The organism is Methylosinus sp. shoA (assembly GCF_059718125.1).
Map to the genome: position 1 here is coordinate 13,737 of NZ_AP046091.1, position 16,600 is coordinate 30,336.

The 16,600-nt window shown below is 66.8% G+C and carries 20 protein-coding genes; 12 read left to right on the forward strand and 8 right to left on the reverse strand.

Annotated features, from left to right (window positions below; all coding sequences use genetic code 11):
- Nucleotides 1-11: 11 nt before the first annotated feature.
- Nucleotides 12-1,271, reverse strand: coding sequence for a flagellar hook protein FlgE (locus AC6IW9_RS00095; protein WP_497767597.1), 1,260 nt, complete (start codon nt 1,269-1,271; stop codon nt 12-14).
- Nucleotides 1,272-1,429: 158 nt separating this feature from the next.
- Here AC6IW9_RS00095 and AC6IW9_RS00100 point away from each other — a divergent pair, with 158 nt between their 5' ends.
- The 12 genes from AC6IW9_RS00100 (at nt 1,430) to AC6IW9_RS00155 (ending at nt 10,661) form a co-directional block, all read left to right on the forward strand.
- Nucleotides 1,430-1,879 carry a hypothetical protein gene (locus AC6IW9_RS00100; protein WP_497767600.1) on the forward strand — a complete coding sequence of 150 codons (450 nt, stop codon included), beginning with the start codon at nt 1,430-1,432 and terminating at the stop codon, nt 1,877-1,879.
- 78 nt (nt 1,880-1,957) lie between these two features.
- A complete protein-coding gene (locus AC6IW9_RS00105) occupies nt 1,958-2,221 on the forward strand; it encodes an acylphosphatase (protein WP_497767603.1) in 264 nt (87 codons plus the stop codon).
- Between the two features lie 378 nt (nt 2,222-2,599).
- On the forward strand, nt 2,600-4,084 hold the full coding sequence (locus tag AC6IW9_RS00110) for a methyl-accepting chemotaxis protein (protein ID WP_497767605.1): 1,485 nt from the start codon (nt 2,600-2,602) through the stop codon (nt 4,082-4,084).
- A 2-nt stretch (nt 4,085-4,086) separates the two neighbouring features.
- Nucleotides 4,087-4,557, forward strand: coding sequence for a chemotaxis protein CheW (locus AC6IW9_RS00115; RefSeq protein ID WP_497767608.1), 471 nt, complete (start codon nt 4,087-4,089; stop codon nt 4,555-4,557).
- Nucleotides 4,547-4,861: an STAS domain-containing protein gene (locus tag AC6IW9_RS00120; protein WP_497767611.1), complete on the forward strand. Its 315-nt coding sequence runs from the start codon at nt 4,547-4,549 to the stop codon at nt 4,859-4,861. The genes AC6IW9_RS00115 and AC6IW9_RS00120 overlap by 11 nt, the downstream gene beginning before the upstream one ends.
- Nucleotides 4,858-5,223, forward strand: a complete 366-nt coding sequence (locus AC6IW9_RS00125) for a response regulator (protein ID WP_222574363.1) — start codon at nt 4,858-4,860, stop codon at nt 5,221-5,223. Before AC6IW9_RS00120 ends, AC6IW9_RS00125 begins: the two co-directional genes overlap by 4 nt.
- 40 nt (nt 5,224-5,263) lie before the next feature.
- Nucleotides 5,264-7,423, forward strand: a complete 2,160-nt coding sequence (locus AC6IW9_RS00130) for a chemotaxis protein CheA (RefSeq protein ID WP_497772579.1) — start codon at nt 5,264-5,266, stop codon at nt 7,421-7,423.
- 5 nt (nt 7,424-7,428) lie between these two features.
- Complete coding sequence (locus AC6IW9_RS00135; RefSeq protein ID WP_497767614.1) at nt 7,429-8,313, forward strand: CheR family methyltransferase; 885 nt, start codon at nt 7,429-7,431, stop codon at nt 8,311-8,313.
- On the forward strand, nt 8,313-9,341 hold the full coding sequence (locus AC6IW9_RS00140) for a protein-glutamate methylesterase/protein-glutamine glutaminase (protein ID WP_497767617.1): 1,029 nt from the start codon (nt 8,313-8,315) through the stop codon (nt 9,339-9,341). The genes AC6IW9_RS00135 and AC6IW9_RS00140 overlap by 1 nt, the downstream gene beginning before the upstream one ends.
- A gap of 11 nt (nt 9,342-9,352) precedes the next feature.
- On the forward strand, nt 9,353-9,742 hold the full coding sequence (locus AC6IW9_RS00145) for a response regulator (RefSeq protein ID WP_497767620.1): 390 nt from the start codon (nt 9,353-9,355) through the stop codon (nt 9,740-9,742).
- Complete coding sequence (locus AC6IW9_RS00150; protein ID WP_497767623.1) at nt 9,739-10,284, forward strand: chemotaxis protein CheD; 546 nt, start codon at nt 9,739-9,741, stop codon at nt 10,282-10,284. The genes AC6IW9_RS00145 and AC6IW9_RS00150 overlap by 4 nt, the downstream gene beginning before the upstream one ends.
- The gene (locus tag AC6IW9_RS00155) at nt 10,284-10,661 is read left to right on the forward strand and encodes a DUF8776 family protein (protein WP_497767627.1); all 378 of its coding nucleotides are present in this window, start codon (nt 10,284-10,286) and stop codon (nt 10,659-10,661) included. The genes AC6IW9_RS00150 and AC6IW9_RS00155 overlap by 1 nt, the downstream gene beginning before the upstream one ends.
- A gap of 63 nt (nt 10,662-10,724) precedes the next feature.
- Here the strand turns inward: AC6IW9_RS00155 and AC6IW9_RS00160 are convergent, their stop codons facing one another.
- The 7 genes from AC6IW9_RS00160 to AC6IW9_RS00190 all read right to left on the reverse strand — a co-directional run bounded on the left by AC6IW9_RS00160 (nt 10,725) and on the right by AC6IW9_RS00190 (nt 16,567).
- Nucleotides 10,725-11,102, reverse strand: a complete 378-nt coding sequence (locus AC6IW9_RS00160) for a hypothetical protein (RefSeq protein ID WP_497767629.1) — start codon at nt 11,100-11,102, stop codon at nt 10,725-10,727.
- Between the two features lie 127 nt (nt 11,103-11,229).
- The gene (locus AC6IW9_RS00165; protein ID WP_497767632.1) at nt 11,230-11,592 is read right to left on the reverse strand and encodes a hypothetical protein; all 363 of its coding nucleotides are present in this window, start codon (nt 11,590-11,592) and stop codon (nt 11,230-11,232) included.
- A 129-nt stretch (nt 11,593-11,721) separates the two neighbouring features.
- Nucleotides 11,722-13,194, reverse strand: coding sequence for a methyl-accepting chemotaxis protein (locus AC6IW9_RS00170; protein ID WP_497767634.1), 1,473 nt, complete (start codon nt 13,192-13,194; stop codon nt 11,722-11,724).
- Nucleotides 13,195-13,451: 257 nt separating this feature from the next.
- Nucleotides 13,452-14,963: a sensor domain-containing diguanylate cyclase gene (locus AC6IW9_RS00175; RefSeq protein WP_497767637.1), complete on the reverse strand. Its 1,512-nt coding sequence runs from the start codon at nt 14,961-14,963 to the stop codon at nt 13,452-13,454.
- 97 nt (nt 14,964-15,060) lie between these two features.
- Nucleotides 15,061-15,654: a DsbE family thiol:disulfide interchange protein gene (locus AC6IW9_RS00180; RefSeq protein WP_497767640.1), complete on the reverse strand. Its 594-nt coding sequence runs from the start codon at nt 15,652-15,654 to the stop codon at nt 15,061-15,063.
- Nucleotides 15,651-15,803, reverse strand: a complete 153-nt coding sequence (gene ccmD / locus AC6IW9_RS00185; RefSeq protein WP_497767642.1) for a heme exporter protein CcmD — start codon at nt 15,801-15,803, stop codon at nt 15,651-15,653. The genes AC6IW9_RS00180 and ccmD overlap by 4 nt, the downstream gene beginning before the upstream one ends.
- Nucleotides 15,800-16,567, reverse strand: a complete 768-nt coding sequence (locus AC6IW9_RS00190) for a heme ABC transporter permease (RefSeq protein ID WP_497767646.1) — start codon at nt 16,565-16,567, stop codon at nt 15,800-15,802. Before AC6IW9_RS00190 ends, ccmD begins: the two co-directional genes overlap by 4 nt.
- Nucleotides 16,568-16,600: the final 33 nt, after the last annotated feature.

Consider the following 16,600-nt stretch of genomic DNA (forward strand, 5'->3'; position numbering starts at 1 on the left):
CCGTCATTCGCTCACTTCAGATTGTTCAGCACCTGCATGACTTCCGACGCCACCTGGAAGACTTGGCTGTTGGCCGTGTAGGAGCGTTGGGCGACGATCATGTTCGAGAGCTGAGTAGCGAGATCGACGGTCGAGCTCTCGAGGCGCGACGATTGAATCTGGCCGAAGGAGCCGCTGCCGGGCAGGCCGACATACGTCGTGCCGGAGTTGATATTGGCGGCGAAGGCGTTGCCGGGGAGCGCCCGCAGTCCCGACGGGCTCGGCACATTGGCGAGCGGAATCTTGTAGGCTGCGACGGTCTGACCGCCGGTCAGCACGTAATTGAGCGTGCCGTCCGAGGAGACATTGACGCTCGCCACGGCCTGCGCGGAATTTCCGTTGATCGTCGGATCGGAGACGGAGAAGGGCGACCCGAGCTGCGTCATGCCGGAGAGATCGAGTGTGAGAGTTTCGCCGTTCGGAACGGCGATCGTCGCGGGGCTGCCGCTATCCAGCGCGCCGGTCGAGGTGAAGGTGAGCGACTGCGTCGTGAGCGGTCCCGAATCATATGGGAAACCGCCGCTCGCCGCATCGGCCGTCGAAGCGTCGAACACAGCCATTTCCCAGTTGTTGTCGCTCGTCTTGGAGAAGTAGACGTCGAGCCTGACCGCATTGCCGTAATTGTCATAGGCGGTCACAGACGTCTTGGACGTGTAGGTCGACGATGCGCCGTTCGTGGACGGCAGATCGCCCGGATCGACGGCGGAAGCGTTCTGCGGAAGATTGGCGGTCAGCGATCCTTTTGTCGAGGGCGTCGCGATCAGGCTGCCGAGGCCCACGTGAATCGTCTGGAGACCGGCGACGTCGCTCGGCGAATTGGCGTCGTTCGCGCTATAGCCCATCAGATGATAGCCGGCGCTATTGACGAGACGGCCTTGGGAATCGGGAACGAAGGAGCCTGCTCGCGTCAGATAGGTGTTTCCGCTGTCGTCGCTCACCACGAAAAAGCCGGCGCCTTGGATGGCGAGGTCGGTCGTCGAGGATGTCGTTTGCGTATTGCCCTGCGCCGTTACGGCGATGCGCGTCTGCGCGAGGACGCCGCCTGCGGGATCGCCGCCGCTCTGGACGGTCGACAAGACGGTGGAGAATTGCGTCGTTGCATCCTTGTATCCCACCGTGCCGGAGTTGGCGATGTTCTCCGCGACGGCGCCTAGCGCGCTGGCCTGCGCGGCCATGCCCATAACCGATGTGTTGAATAGCGCGGTCGCGGTCATGTCGAGCCCTTTCATCATTCCAGGATCGAGCGGATTTAACGGAAAATAGCTTGCGTGAAACTGGCGACTCCGATGATGTGCGCAAAGACTCGGACATTAACTTCAATGCAAGAAATCGCGCGCTATCTTGGCGCCGATCAGGCGTCTTCGCTCGATAGACGCGCGCGGAGTGCATCGTGAGCGCAGGCCGAGACAAGCCTATTCTGCAGGGCTCCAGAGCGGACGGCTCGCGCATGGGCGCGCTCGTGCGCGCGATCGCCGGGCGCTTGCTGGCGAGCCCGCGCGACGTGACCTATTCGATCATCGATGAGAAAGTGGAGAGACGCGGCCGGCAGCGTCGGCCGATACGTCTTCAATCGGGCAAGATCTTGGACGGCGACGAGCGATTCTTGACGGAGTTCATCTTCAGAAACAGGAGCGAAGAGGGCATGCGGCTGCGGCTCGCTCGTCGCATCGTGCTGCCGAAGAGGATTCTCCTCTTCGACGATCAATGCGAGGCGCTCCATGTCGCGACGGTCGTCTGGCAGCGCGGGTGCGACACCGGCTGCCGCGTCACAGCGGAACGCGCCCCTTCCACGGAGCCGCTGCTGTCGCGGCTGCGAAATTCCTATTATTCGGTCGGCTGACTCGCGCGGCTCGTGCAAGCCTCGCGCAAGTTATCCTTACTAAAAGGTTAACACTCGTCGATTGCGGGAGAATTCGCAATGCACCCGGTCAATGAATTGAAGCAGCTTCGCGAGCAGATGGTCGAGCAGCTCACGCAGATTCCGGAGTATCAGGCTCTGAAGGCCATGGAGCGATTCATCGCCGAAATGACGAGCATCTACGAGACCGGGCCGGCGTCCGCGCATAACGATCCAATCGTACAGAAGCCGGCGCCCGTGTCGCTCGACATGCGGCACAAAGCCGAATCCGTCTCTCCCGCGCCGCGTGTGACGCCCTACATACCGGCCCATCGCGTCGCCTGACCGGCGCGCTCGCTCCCGTCGAAACGCTCTTTCACGGCTCGCAGTCGTCGGCTGCGGGCCGTCGTCGCGCGCCCGAGCCCCGATAAGGAAGATTTAAGGGCTCGCGCCCTAGAATTTCCGTCGGTCGAGTTGATCGCCTCGCAAACGGCGCCGCGGTCAAAAGCATGACGCTGCTCTCGACGAGCCGGACCCGCCGGCATGCCGCTTCGGAACGCACTCGATCACACGACCCTTGTCGACACGGCGTTGCCGCGCGCTCCACGACGAGCCGCGTCGCGGACGATGGAGACTTGCATCCGCTCGGTCGCGCGCCTCTCGGACGATGCGGACGTCGCGCGATGACGCTCCGAGCGATTTCAACCTGCAGCGAGGGAAGCGATGAAATTCGGCATGAAACTCGTTCCGCCTCTCATCGGCGTCGCCGCCGCTCCCCTTCTGATCGCCGCGCCGACGATCGCCACAGGCGCAGCAGCGTTTCATCCTTTGTGGACGAGCTTCGGGGCCGCAATGTTCGCGGCTTCGAGCGGCGCGCTCGCCTATCTCGTCGTCACCGGCGTCACGCGTCCTTGCGCGGCGCTGCGCGAGTCCATCGAGCGTCTGCGCGCGGGCGAACTCGACCCGGCGACGACGGTCACGGCGAGCACGAAGGAGCTCGCCGACCTCATCGAGGCGCTCGAACTCTTGCGCGCGTCACTGCGTGAGGACGCCCGCCGGCGCACGGCCGAGCAGGCCGCCGAACAGCGCGCCACCGCCGAGCGCCGGGCCGCCCGTGACGCCGAATCCCGCAGCTATGTAGAGGCGCATGATTTCTTCATGAAGAGCTTCGACGCCGCGCTGGACAAGCTGTCGCACGGCGATCTCAGCCACCGCCTCACCGAAACATTCTCCTCGGACTACGAGAAGCTGCGACACGGTTATAACGCGGCGATCGACAAGCTGCGCGCGGCGTTCGGCGACATGATCGGACATATCCACGGGCTGAACTCCAAGACCGGGGAGATCGCCTCCGCCGCCGACGCGCTGGCGCAACGCACCGAGCAGCAAGCCGCGAGCCTCGCGGAGACGACCTCGGCGCTCACGCAGATCTCCACGACGGTCTACAAGACGTCCGAAGGCGCGCAGCACGCCGCCCGCGTCGTCTCGGAGGCGCGCGGCGACGCCGAGAAGAGCAGCGAGATCGTGCGGCGGGCCATCGACGCGATGGGACGCATTCAAGGCTCTTCCCACGAAATCGGCCAGATCATCGGCGTCATCGACGAGATCGCCTTCCAGACCAATCTTCTCGCGCTCAACGCCGGCGTGGAGGCGGCGCGCGCCGGCGAGGCCGGCCGCGGCTTCGCGGTGGTCGCCTCGGAAGTGCGCGCGCTGGCGCAGCGCTCCGCCGAGGCGGCGAAGGAGATCAAGGGGCTGATCTCCACCTCCTCGGCGCAAGTGGAGGAAGGCGTGACGTTGGTCGCGCAGACGGGCACGGCGCTCGGACGCATCGTCGGCCAGGTGAGCGAAGCCAACAAGGTCGTCGCCGAGATCGCCGACGGCGCGCAGGCGCAGGCGACCGGACTGCGCGAAGTGAACGCCGCCGTCGCGCAGATGGATCAGTTCACGCAGCAGAACGCGGCCATGGTGGAGGAGACGACCGCCTCGAGCCACGGCCTCAAATACGACATCGAGCGGCTCGCCGAGTCGATCGCCACATTCGACCTCGGCGACAACGGAAATATCGAATCTCTGGCGGCCCGTCGCAGCGCCGAAACGCCGCGCGCCGCGCCGCGGGCGGCGAGAAGCGCGCGGCCCGCGCCGCGCGGCTCCGCCGTCGCGCTGCAGGCGCAGGAGGCGCCGCCGGAACAGAACTGGGAGGAATTCTGACCATGGCCGACATGCATTCCCCGAGCGCGATCAATCACGCGAAGGAATTCATCGCCTTTCACATCGGCGCGCAGACCTTCTGCATCGACATCATGGCGGTTCGCGAGATCCGCGGCTGGACGCCCGCGACGCCTCTGCCGCATTCGCCGAGCTTCGTGCGCGGCGTGATCAATCTGCGCGGCGCCGTGCTGCCGGTGATCGATCTCGCGACGCGTCTCGGGCTGACGCAGAGCGAGCCGACGGCACGCCATGCCGTGATCGTCGTGCAGGCCGCAAATCAAGTCGTCGGCCTGCTGGTCGACGCCGTGTCGAACATTCTGACGCTCACGCCGGACGCCATTCAGCCGACGCCGGAAGTCGCCTCGGAGATGGCGCGCACCTTCGTCAAGGGAGTCGTCGCATCGGGAGAGTCGATGATCAGCGTGCTGACCATCCACAACCTCCTGCCGGAACCCATCATGGATGCGGCCTGAGCGCGGATTCGAAGAGGACCGATCGATGATCACCCTGCGGCTTCCGGAGATACTCGACATTCGCGCGGCCACTCCCCTTGCCGGCGAATTCATCAACGCGCGCGGCCGGCATGTGGCGATCGACGCGTCGAATGTGCAGAAGCTCGGCGCGCAATGCGTGCAGGTGTTGCTGTCGGCGCGCGCCACATGGAATGCGGACGGCTACTCTCTCGTCGTCGCCGACGCATCCGAGCCGTTCCTCGATGCTCTCTCGACTCTCGGAATACCCATCTCCGACATCTCGGAACAGGACATAGCGAAATGAGCAAGACGATTTTGACAGTGGATGATTCCCGGACGATGCGGGAGATGCTGTTGCTCGCTCTCTCCGACGCGGGCTTCTCCGTCGTGCAGGCGGAAGACGGCGTGCATGGCCTCGAGGTCCTCGAGACCGAGACGCCGGACGTGATCGTGACCGACATCAACATGCCGCGCATGGACGGCTTCGGCTTCATCGAGGGCGTGCGCCGCCACGAGAAGCATCGGGCGGTTCCGATCCTGGTGCTGACGACCGAGAGCGACGGCGACAAGAAGGATCGCGCCCGCCGCGCCGGCGCCACCGGCTGGATCGTCAAGCCGTTCAATCCCGTCAAGCTCGTGGACGCGATTCGCCGCGTCGCCGTGTAAGTCTCGTTCGAGTGGCGAAGGAGTAGCGCCCGTGGACCCGATGGCCGCCATCAAGCAGACGTTCTTTCAAGAATGCGAGGAGCAGCTGGTCGAGCTCGAGAGCGGGCTGCTGAAGATCGAAGACGGCGAATGCGACGCCGAGACGGTGAACGCCGTGTTTCGCGCCGTTCATTCGATCAAAGGCGGAGCGGGCGCGTTCGGCTTCGACCAGCTCGTCGAATTCGTCCATGTCTTCGAGACGACGCTGGATTTGCTGCGCTCCAACAAGCTCACGGCGACGCCCTCCCTGACCAAGACGCTGCTGCGCGCATCGGACGTGTTGTCCGACCTCGTCCGCGCCGCGCGCGAAGACACGCGAGCGGACGCCCAGGCGGCCAGGACCATCGCGGCCGAGCTCAGCGCGCTGCACGGCGACGCGCCGATCGGCGCGCATGAGGAGGAAGACGGACTCGAATCCCTCGAGTTCCAGCCCGTGGCGATCTCGCTCGATTCGATTTTCGATCTCGGCGGCGACGACGAGCAGCCCCCGACGCAGGACTTCATCATCCGCTTTCGGCCGGGTCCCGGCCTCTACGCGAAGGCGAACGAGACGGTGCGCCTGGTGCGCGAGCTCGCGCGTCTCGGCGAGGCCACGGTCGAATGCGACACGCACGACGTTCCTCTGCTCTCCGAGCTCGATCCGGAGGGAGCCTATCTCTCCTGGACGATCCGTCTGCGCACGAGCGAGTCCGAAGCGCGTGTGCGCGAGATATTCGAGTTCGTCGAGTGGGACTGCGAGCTCGACATTTCCGTCGCCGATGTCGGCAAGCTGCTCGAGGCGCTGCAAGAGGCTCTGGAGCCGGGCGATCCCATCCCCGCCCCCGCCGAGACGAGCGCGCCGGCGGCCGAAGTCCCCGCGCCGGCGCCGGCTCCCTCCGCCGCCTCCGACGACGAAGCCGGCCATCCCTTCCCCGCCAAGCCGGAAGCGCAGCGCGGCGACGGCGCCGCGGCGGCGCAGACGACAATTCGCGTCGATCTCGACCGCGTCGACCGGCTCATCAATCTCGTCGGCGAGCTGGTCATCAATCAGGCGATGCTGTCGCAGCGCGTGTCCGAGGCGGGGCTCTCGCGCGCCTCTTCCGTGGCGATCGGCCTCGACGAGCTCGAGCAGCTGACGCGCGACATTCAGGACAGCGTGATGGCGATCCGCGCACAGCCGGTGAAGCCCGTGTTCCAGCGCATGTCGCGCACGGTGCGCGAGGTGGCGGCGATGACCGGCAAATCCGTGCGCCTCGTCATGGACGGCGAAGGCACGGAAGTGGACAAGACCGTGATCGAGCGCCTGACCGATCCGCTCACCCATATGATCCGCAACGCCGTCGATCACGGCATAGAGAAGGCCGAGGACCGCATCGCCGCCGGCAAGCCGGAGGAAGGCTCGCTGCGTCTCTCCGCGACGCATCGTTCCGGCCGCATCGTCATCGAGGTGGCCGACGACGGCGCCGGCATCAATCGCGCGCGCGTGCGCCAGATCGCCATCGACAAAGGCCTCATTCCGGCGGAAGCCAATCTCACCGACGAGGAGACCGACAATCTGATCTTCCTGCCCGGCTTCTCGACGGCCTCCACTGTGTCGAACATCTCCGGCCGCGGCGTCGGCATGGACGTCGTCAAGCGCGCCATTCAGGCGCTCGGCGGACGCATGTCGATCTCCTCCGTGCCCGGCCGCGGCTCCACCTTCTCGATGAGCCTGCCGCTGACGCTCGCCGTGCTCGACGGAATGGTGGTGACGGTCGGCGGCCAGACGCTGGTCGTGCCGCTGACGGCGATCATCGAGACGCTACAGCCGAAGAAAGAGAGCGTGCACGAGCTCGGCAATGGCGCGCGCGTCATCGCCAGCCGCGCCGCCTTCACACCGCTGATCGACGTCGGCATGGTGCTCATGTATCGCGACGAGCCGATCGATCCGACGACACAGGTCGCGCTGCTGGTCGAATCGGAGAGCGGCGCCAAATGCGCGCTGCTGGTCGACGCCATCCAGGGCCAGCGGCAGGTCGTGATCAAGAGCCTCGAGACCAATTACGGCCATGTCCACGGCATCGCCGCGGCGACGATCCTCGGCGACGGCCGCGTCGCGCTGATCCTCGACGTCGACGCGATCGTGGCGCGGCCGCGCGCCGACATGATCGCGGCGGATGCGATGTCGATAGCCGCGGAGTGACCTCGATGCGATCGTCGACCGCCCCCGCGGACAGAGCCATCGTGCCCGGCGAGTTCCTGCTGACAGAGACCGATTTCCGCAAGATCGCCGCTCTGCTGCACGAGGACGCCGGCATTCATCTGCCCGACACCAAAGCGACGCTCGTCTATTCGCGTCTCGCCAAGCGTCTGCGTACGCTGGGGCTCGAGAATTTCCGCGACTATTGCGCGCTCGTCGCGAGCGAGGCGGGCGTCGGCGAACGGCAGCAGATGCTGGCGGCGCTCACCACCAATGTCACGCGCTTCTTCCGCGAGCCGCATCACTTCAAGCATCTCGAAGAGTCCGTGCTGGCGCCGCGCGCGGCGGCGGTGCGCAAGGGCGCGCGCATGCGCATCTGGTCGGCCGCCTGCTCGAACGGCCAGGAGCCCTATTCGATCGCCATGTCGGTCCTCTCCGTCATCCCCGAGGCCACGCGCCTCGACGTGAAGATCCTGGCGACCGACATCGACCCCAATATGGTCGCCGCCGGGACCGACGGCGTCTATGGTCCGGACATAATGGAGGCGGTGCCGCCGCGCATGAAGACGCGCTGGTTCACGCCGCTTGCCGCCGAAGGCCGCGGAGATTGGGGGGTCGGCGAGGAATTGGCGTCGCTCGTTTCGTTTCGCGAGCTCAATCTCATCGGGCGCTGGCCGATGTCCGGGCGCTTCGACGCGATCTTCTGCCGCAACGTCGCGATCTATTTCGAGGACAAGACGCAGGAGACGCTGTGGAGCCGCTTCGTCGATCTGCTCGAGCCCGACGGACGCTTGTACATCGGCCATTCGGAAAGAATTTCCGGGACCGCCGCCACTGCTTTCGAGAGCGACGGCGTCACCACCTATCGTTTACGCAATCGAGGGCGTCGATAATGTCCATTCGTGTTCTCATCGTCGATGATTCCGCCACCATGCGTGGGTTGATCGCCGCCACTCTGCGCCGCGACTCCGCGATCGAGGTCGTCGGAGAGGCCGCCGATCCGCTCGAGGCGAGACGAGCGATCAAGGAGCTCGACCCCGACGTTGTCACGCTCGACGTCGAGATGCCGAACATGAACGGTCTCGATTTCCTCGAGAAGATCATGCGGCTGCGTCCGACGCGCGTGATCATGGTGTCGACGATAACCGAGAGAGGCGCTTCGGCGACCATCAAGGCGCTCGAGATCGGGGCCTTCGATTGCGTCGCCAAGCCCTCCGCGAAGGACCCGCGGACCTTCGAGACGCTGCCCGCCAAGATCAAGGCCGTCGCCTCCGCGCCGCTGCCGCGCGGCGAGATCGTGCGGGCGCCGCCGGCGCCGGCGCGCGCGACGCCGGCGTTCAAGCCGGACGGACGGCTCGTCGCCATCGGCGCGTCGACGGGCGGCGTCGAAGCGCTGCTGACGGTCCTCTCGGAGTTTCCGGAAAATTGTCCGCCGACGGTGATCACCCAGCATATGCCGCCCGTCTTCACGGCGAGCTTCGCGGCGCGGCTCGACCGCATGTGCAAGCCGCATGTGAGCGAAGCCGTCGACGGCGCGCCCATCCGCCCGGGGCACGTCTATGTCGCGCCGGGCGGACACTCGCATCTGACGGTGGAGAAGAACGGCGGCCTGCACTGCCGGCTCACCTCGACCGACTCGGTCAACGGCCACCGGCCGTCGATCGACGTGCTGTTCAACTCCGTCGCCGAGGCCACGGGCCGGCGCTCGCTCGGCGTCATTTTGACGGGCATGGGCCGCGACGGAGCGGAAGGATTGCTGACGATGCGCCGATCGGGGGCGGAAACGATCGGGCAGGACGAGGGCACGTCGCTCGTCTATGGCATGCCGAGAGCGGCTTTCGAGATCGGCAGCGTCGCCAGACAGCTCCCCCTGCACAGGATCGGAGCGCATATCGTGAACTCGACGAATCACCAAGGATGACGAGGTAGGACATGTCCATCGCCGCCCAGCTCAGAGTCTTGATCGTGGACGACACCAGCACGAGCCGCATGCTCATACGAGACAGTCTCGAGGAGCTCGGAGTCCGCAATATCTTCTTCGCCGGCGACGGCGAGCAGGCGCTGCAGTTCATGATGAGCACGCCCGCCCATCTCGTCATCTCCGATTTCAACATGCCCAAGCTCGACGGCCTCGGCCTGCTGAAGGCCATTCGCGGCTACAATCCGACGAAGAAGGTGCCGTTCATCATGCTGACCGGGCGCGGCGACAAGGAAGTCCTCGAGAACGCCATCAAGCTCGGCGTCAACAACTTCCTCACCAAGCCCTTCACCGTTCCCGCGCTGAAGAAGGCGCTGGAAGCGATCATCGGCAAGCTTTCATGACATCGTCGAGCGACGGCCACAAACGCATCCATATCATCCAGGGCGAGTATCGGGTCGTCGACGATCCCGACACGATCCTCGCGACCGTGCTGGGCTCTTGCGTCGCAGCCTGCCTGAGGGATGCGGAAGCGGGCGTCGGGGGCATGAATCATTTCCTTCTGCCCGGCGACATGGGCGGGTCGCGCGGGGACGCCGAGCGCTACGGCGTGCATCTCATGGAGCTGCTGGTGAATGGTCTCTTGAAGAAGGGCGCACGGCGCGAGCGGCTGGAAGGCAAGCTGTTCGGCGGCGCGCGCATGATGGAGGGCCTGTCCGACATCGGCGCCAAGAACGCCGCATTCGCCAAGTGCTTCCTGCAGAACGAGGGCATCCGGATCATCGCCGAAAACCTCGGCGGCGATCGCGGCCGAAGGATCGAATATTCGCCGGTCTCCGGCCGCGCGCGCCAGAGCCTTCTCTCGGGCCCGACGCCGGCGGTCGCGCCCGTGGCGCCTGCCGCGATGAGCCGGACGCCCGCCGCCGGCGCGCTGGAGCTGTTCTGATGACCGTCGCGCCGCAGACGGATCACGACGAGCCGCAGGCGATGACCGACATTCTCGGCCGTGTCGCGCGCGAATTGCGCGATGCGGCCGCGAGCACGGATCGGCTTCATTGCCTCGTCGAAGGCGTCGCCTGGCACAGTGTGAAGGAAAAGCACGAGCTCATCCGCTCGGCCCAGGCGATCGACGCGATCGAGCAGACCTTGTCGGCGCTGTCCGATTTCGTCTCCGCTCTCGCGGAGCTGGCGCCCCGCCAATGGGAGGTCGCAGGAGCGGCCGCGTCGCGCCGCGTGCGCCTCGCCGAGCTCGCCGCCCGCCTCGCCGATCGCCCGCTGCCGGAGAGCGCGGCGTCGTCCACCGGCGATTCCGAATTTTTTTGACGGGGCCCGCCTCGTCGATCTCGCGGTTGCCGAGCGCGGGCCTGAAGGCCCGCAGTCCGCCGTTCACCCTTCGCTGTCGAGCAGATCGCGCAATCTGTGGCTCTTCGCCCATTGCGCGGCGTCCTCGGCGGCGTCCTTGAAAGACTCGACATCGGCGAGTTCGCAGCCGCGCTCGGCGGCCGTCTCCATCAGAGACGCGGCGATCGACAGCAGCACAGTGGTCGCGGCCTTCAGAAACGCGGCTCCGTCCGCGCCGCGGCCGTCGACGACCGCGAGCAGCTGATTGACCGCGCCCCGCACGTCTTCGTCGAGCGCCTCCAGCGCCTCTCGCAGCGCGGGCTCGCAGCCCCGGCAATCGGCGATCGAGAAAGGCGCCGCGCGCGCCGGACGGTCCGGCGCCTCTCCGTCGCGCCGCGACGAGCCCGGATCGAAACTGGTCACGACGACCTCCTCTCGCTCGGCGGCGCTCGCATCCGACGATGAGTATCTGAAAGCGTCAATCGAATCAATCCGTCACACAAGCGGTGGTTGTGCGACGCAGCATTGCATCGTCCGGCGCTTTGCGCGATCATCGATAATCGGGAGCGCAAGTCATCACGATCATCTGCGCATTGACGGCGTGGAGCTCGCCTTTCAGCCGCGCGACCTCCGGCTCGCGATCTCCGTCGAACAAGGTTCCGACCGGCGTCGGCACGCCGAGAGTTCGTATGCGGTCGTCGGCGCTCACTTGATCTTGCGCCAGCCCGGCGAAGATCAGCGCCTGCGAGCGGCGCGCCCGCTCGTGGACGAGCTGCGAGCAGCTCTTGCCCGCGAACATGGCCGGATCCGTCGGCGCGGGTTCGATCTCGCGCGCCGGCCGGGCGCAGGCGGCGAGCGCCGCCGCGAGGCCGAGCGCCGCAGAGAAGCGTCGGGCGCGCGAAACTGTCGCCATGAGGAGATCTCCGAACGAACCGGCGCCGTCGGCGAAGGACGAGCGCACGGCGGCCTCCCCGCCGGATGGCGCCTGGACCGGCGACCATCGATATCATGGCGTCTCTTGCGCCGGACTTGCGCACGGCGCTCAAAAATCGATCCAGTCGATCGGCTCCCCGCCGCGCTCGACTTTCGTCGCGAGCGGGGCGGATATCGGAGCCGGGCCTGCGATGCGCGCGACGCGCGCGCCGGCGACGCTGCGACGCCGCTCCGGCCGCGCCGCCGCGGCGCTCAGGCTCACATCGACGCGGAAACGCGTGATCAATTCGATCAGCTCCGTCGTCTCCTCGCCGAGACGATGGCTCACGGCGGTCGTCTGCTCCGCCATGGCCGCATTCTGCTGAGTGAATTGATCCATCCGGCCGACCGCCGCATTGACCTCCGTGAGATTGGCGGCCTGCTGGCGCGCGCGGTCGGCGATTTCGGCGACGACGTCGTTGACTTTGGCGATCTGCTCGACGATGCGGGAGAGCGCCGCCCCGGTCTCTCCGACGAGCGTGACGCCGCGCTCGATCTGCGCGTTGGAGGCGGAGATGAGGTCCTCGATCTCCTTGGCGGCCTTGGCGCAGCGGCGCGCGAGATCGCGGATTTCCGCGGCGACCACGGAAAAGCCGCGCCCCGCCTCGCCCGCGCGCGCCGCCTCGACGCCGGCGTTGAGCGCGAGGAGATTGGTTTGCGTCGCGATCGAATCGATGACGCCGATGATCTGTCCGATCTTGCGCGAGGAGCGGTCGATGTCGCCCATGGCGCCGATCGCCTGGGAGACGATCGTCCCGCCCTTCTCTGCGTCGCGGCTGGCGCCGGCGACGATCTTGCGCGCGTCCTCGGCATCTTCCGCTGTGCGTCCCACCGTGGCCGTGATATCGGCGAGCGAAGCGGCGGTCTCTTCCAGATTGGCGGCGTGACGTTCGGCGCGCCGCGACAGATCATCCGCCGCGGCGACCGTCTCGCGCATGCCGGCGCCGAGCACTCGCGTGCTCTCGGCGACATCGGCGATCGCCTGGGACAACTGGTCCATGGCCGTGTTGAAATCGGATTGCAGCCCGCGATAGGCGTAGGGAACTTTCTCGGTGAGACGGCAGGTCAAGTCTTTCTGCGCGATCTTCGACAGTCCGTCGCCGAGCAATTGCACGATGCGCGCCTGCGCCGCATTGGATTCCGCGATCATCTGCTCGTCCGCCGCGTGATCGACGATGACCTGACGCAGATTCTCGCAGGCCTCGGCGAGCTGCGCGACGACGTCGGCGCAGACGCCGATCTCGAGCCGGTGCTCGGTGTCGCCGCGTGCGAGATGCTGGATCGCCTCGGTGACGGCGGCGAGCGGGCCGACGACGCGCCGCCGCACGCCGATCGCGGCGATAAGGCTCAGCAGCGCGATCCCGGCGGCGAAGACGAGAAGAAGGATTTGGGCGTTCCCTCGCCAAGGTCCGAAAGCATGCGCATCGGCCGCGAGGCGCCAGCCGACGACGGCCTGCAGCATTGCGAAGATCGCGATCGCGGAAAAGAGAACAGCCGAGCGGCTCCGCAGGCCCGTCGGGAAAATCGAGGCGACGTCGGTCAATGTCGCTGCTCCGGAAAGCTCGAGGATTTTCGCGGCCGGCCCGCGATCATGAGCTCAGGGCGAAGATGTCGCGGCGTTCCGCTGCGATCTCCGCGGTCGGAGCCCGCTGGAAAAGGCGAAAAACGTCCGGGTTGTCCGGCGCGGCGAAAGGGCCTCATGCCGTCGGGACGCGCGTCCTGATATCGCCGTGCGCCATCAATGGCCCGCCTGTCGTTAAGGGCGAGTAAATTCCGCCGGCGGACGGGCGCGAACGCCGCTCACGCCGCCTCGACGTCGGCGGTCATCGCGGCGGCGACCACCCTGTCGCGCCCGGCGGCTTTCGCCTGATAGAGGGCCTCGTCCGCCCGGGCGAGCGCGGCTTCGATGGCCGTCTCTCCCGCGAGCACCGCAGAGACGCCGATGCTGACCGTCAGACGGCGAGCGGACGGCGCCGAGGGAGTGCGGATCTGCGTCGCCGCCTCGCGGAGCCGATGGCCGACCGCGACCGCGCCCTGCTCGTCCGTCTCCGGCAGCAGCGCCACGAACTCCTCGCCGCCATATCGGGCGATGAGGTCATCCGCGCGCAGCATGTGCGCGCAGAGACCGGCGAATTCGGCGAGCACGGCGTCGCCGACGGCATGGCCATGCTCGTCGTTCACGCGCTTGAAATGGTCGAGGTCGACCATCAGCACCGACAGCGGCCGCCGATAGCGGGTCGCACGGCGAATTTCCGCCTCGGCGCGCGCGAAGAAGCAGCTGCGGTTGGCGACGCCGGTCAGCGCGTCGGTCGTCGCGAGCCGCTGAAGCCGCGCCTCGACGGCCTTTCGCTCGGAGATGTCGACGCCGCAGATCACCACTCCCGCGAGACCGCCGTCCTCGATCGGCGCGGCGGAGATCAGCAGATCGCGCCTCACCCCGTCCGGCGCGGTGACGCTCGCCTCGAAGCCGCTCACGCGCCGCTCGGTCTCCAGAAGACGACGAAATTGCGCCCGATCGGCGGAGTCCATCCGAATATCGGCGAGGCTCATGCGCTCGAGATCGGCGCCGGCCCCGAAACAGTCGCGCGCCGCCTGATTGGCGCGCAGCACGCGGCCGTCCGACAGGTCGCCGACGACGAGCGGCGCCGGCAGGGCGGAAAAGACGGCCTCGAGCATTTTCTGGCTGTCGGCGAGGCGCCTGCGCGCGAGCCGCTCCGAACGGATCGCCGACCATTCCATGCGCCGCAGCCGGTTGGAGTTGGTCACGGTCAGCGTCAGCGCCCCGTTCAGCATGATCATCACGAGCGTCATGCCGAGGGCCGTGTCGGAGCCGCCGGGCAGCAGGTAACCGAGCAGCAGCACGACGCTGCAGCCGACGCCGCCGATCGCCGTCCACAGAAACCCCGTCGGAACGACGAGATAATAGATCGACGGCAGCATGATCACCACGAACAGCGCGATGTCGCTGCGCGAAGTGACGAGTGCGCCGACTCCGATCGCGGTCAGCGCCTGCCAGACGACGAGCCAGCGCTCGATCGACTCGAATCGGGCGCAGCGGCGCGAGCCGAAATAGGCGATGATCGCAACGAGGATGACGGCGCAGCGCGCGGGAACGGCGACATAGAAATGCGGCGTGCCGAAAAAACGCCAGTCGCTGGCGAGGAACAGAGTATTGAGCACGATGGAGAGGAGGAAGAGCAGACGCGCCTGACGCGCCGTCTCGGGAAAGCGCTCCTCTCGAAACGCGCGTTCGACGGCCGCGTCCTCGAATTCTCCGGAAAGGGCCGAAAGCCGAGAAGGAATGAACATCATGAACACATGGCCGAGCTTCGCCTGGGACGAAGCGGCTCGAGCCGAGCTGCGCCGGCAATCGACGCCGAAATAATTGACGCCGGGTTCATGGCGGTGGTCAGCGCGCCGCTTTTTCGATCTCGGGCACGAGTGTGGCCTCCAACGCCTGCCGCGTCAATGGCCCGACGAATTTATAGGCGATCGTTCCGTCGCCGCGCACGACGAAGGTCTCCGGCACGCCATAGACGCCGAAATCGATCGCCACGCGCCCGGCGAGATCGACGCCGATGGCGCGATAGGGATTGCCGACCTCCTCGAGGAAACGGCGGGCGTTGGCCGGATCGTCCTTATAGGCGAGGCCCGCGAGCGACACGCCGGCCTCCGCAAGCCTCGCGTCCCCGGCGAGCGCCATCAGCTGCGCATGCTCCTCGCGGCAGGGCGCGCACCAGGATGCGAAGACGTTGACGACGCTCACATGGCCTTTGCGCAGATCGTCGCCCGAGAGGCCGCCGACGCCGGAAAAGCCCGGCAGAGCCGGCAGAACGAAGTCCGGCGCCTGCTTGCCGATGAGCGCGGACGGCAGGCGCGAGGCGTCGCCGGCGAACAGGCGGAAGAAGAACAGGACCGCGAGCAGCAGAAAAACGGCGAGCGGCAGGAACAGCGCGAGGCCGCGCCGCGGCGCCGGCCCGGAGCCGGAAAGATCGACGCTCATTTCTCCTCGCTCGCGCCATTGCGCTCGAGACGGGCGAGCTCGGCCGTCAGGCGCCGGTGATCGAGCCCTATGCGCAGGGCGACGAACAGGATCGTCGCCACGGCCACGCCATAGGCGATGAAAACATAACCCCAATGATTCTCGCTCATTGTGCGGGCTCCAGAGCGTCGTCGGACGCGCCCTCGCCGGCGGCGACCGCCTGCAGAGTGAGCCGCGCCACGCGCCGGCGAAGGATCTCGTTGCGGATCGCCATCAGATGCAGAGCGAGGAACAGCGCCGTCGCGCCGAGCGCCATGACGAGCAGCGGCCACAGCATCGAGGGGGCGATGGTCGGGCCGCCGGCGCGGAACACGGAGGCCGGCTGATGCAGCGTGTTCCACCAGTCGACCGAATATTTGATGATCGGAATGTCGACGAAGCCGACCAGGGTCATGATCGCCGCGATACGCGCGCCGCGTGGGCTGTCCTCCATCGTCTGACGAAGAGCGATCAGGCCGAGATAGAGAAGGAAGAGGACGAGCATCGAGGTGAGACGCGCGTCCCACACCCAATAGGTCCCCCACATCGGCTTGCCCCACAGCGATCCCGTCACGAGGCAAATGAAGGCGAAGGCCGCGCCGAGTCCGGCCGCCGTCTTTTGCGCGGCGTCGGCCAGCGGATGACGCCAGACCAGAACGCCGAGCGAGGCCGAGGTCATCACCGCATAGGCGAACATCGCGAGCCAGGCCGCCGGCACATGAATATACATGATGCGGACGGTCTCGCCCTGCTGATAGTCCGGCGGGGCGACGAAAAAAGCGAGGTAGAGGCCCGCGGCCAGCAGCAAAACGCCCGCTGAGGAAAGCCACGGCAGCACGCGGCGGGCGAGACGGAGGAAGACCGCCGGATTTGCGAGAGAGGACAGCCAGTTCATAGCGGGACCGCCGGCGGAGGACGACCGCGCCGC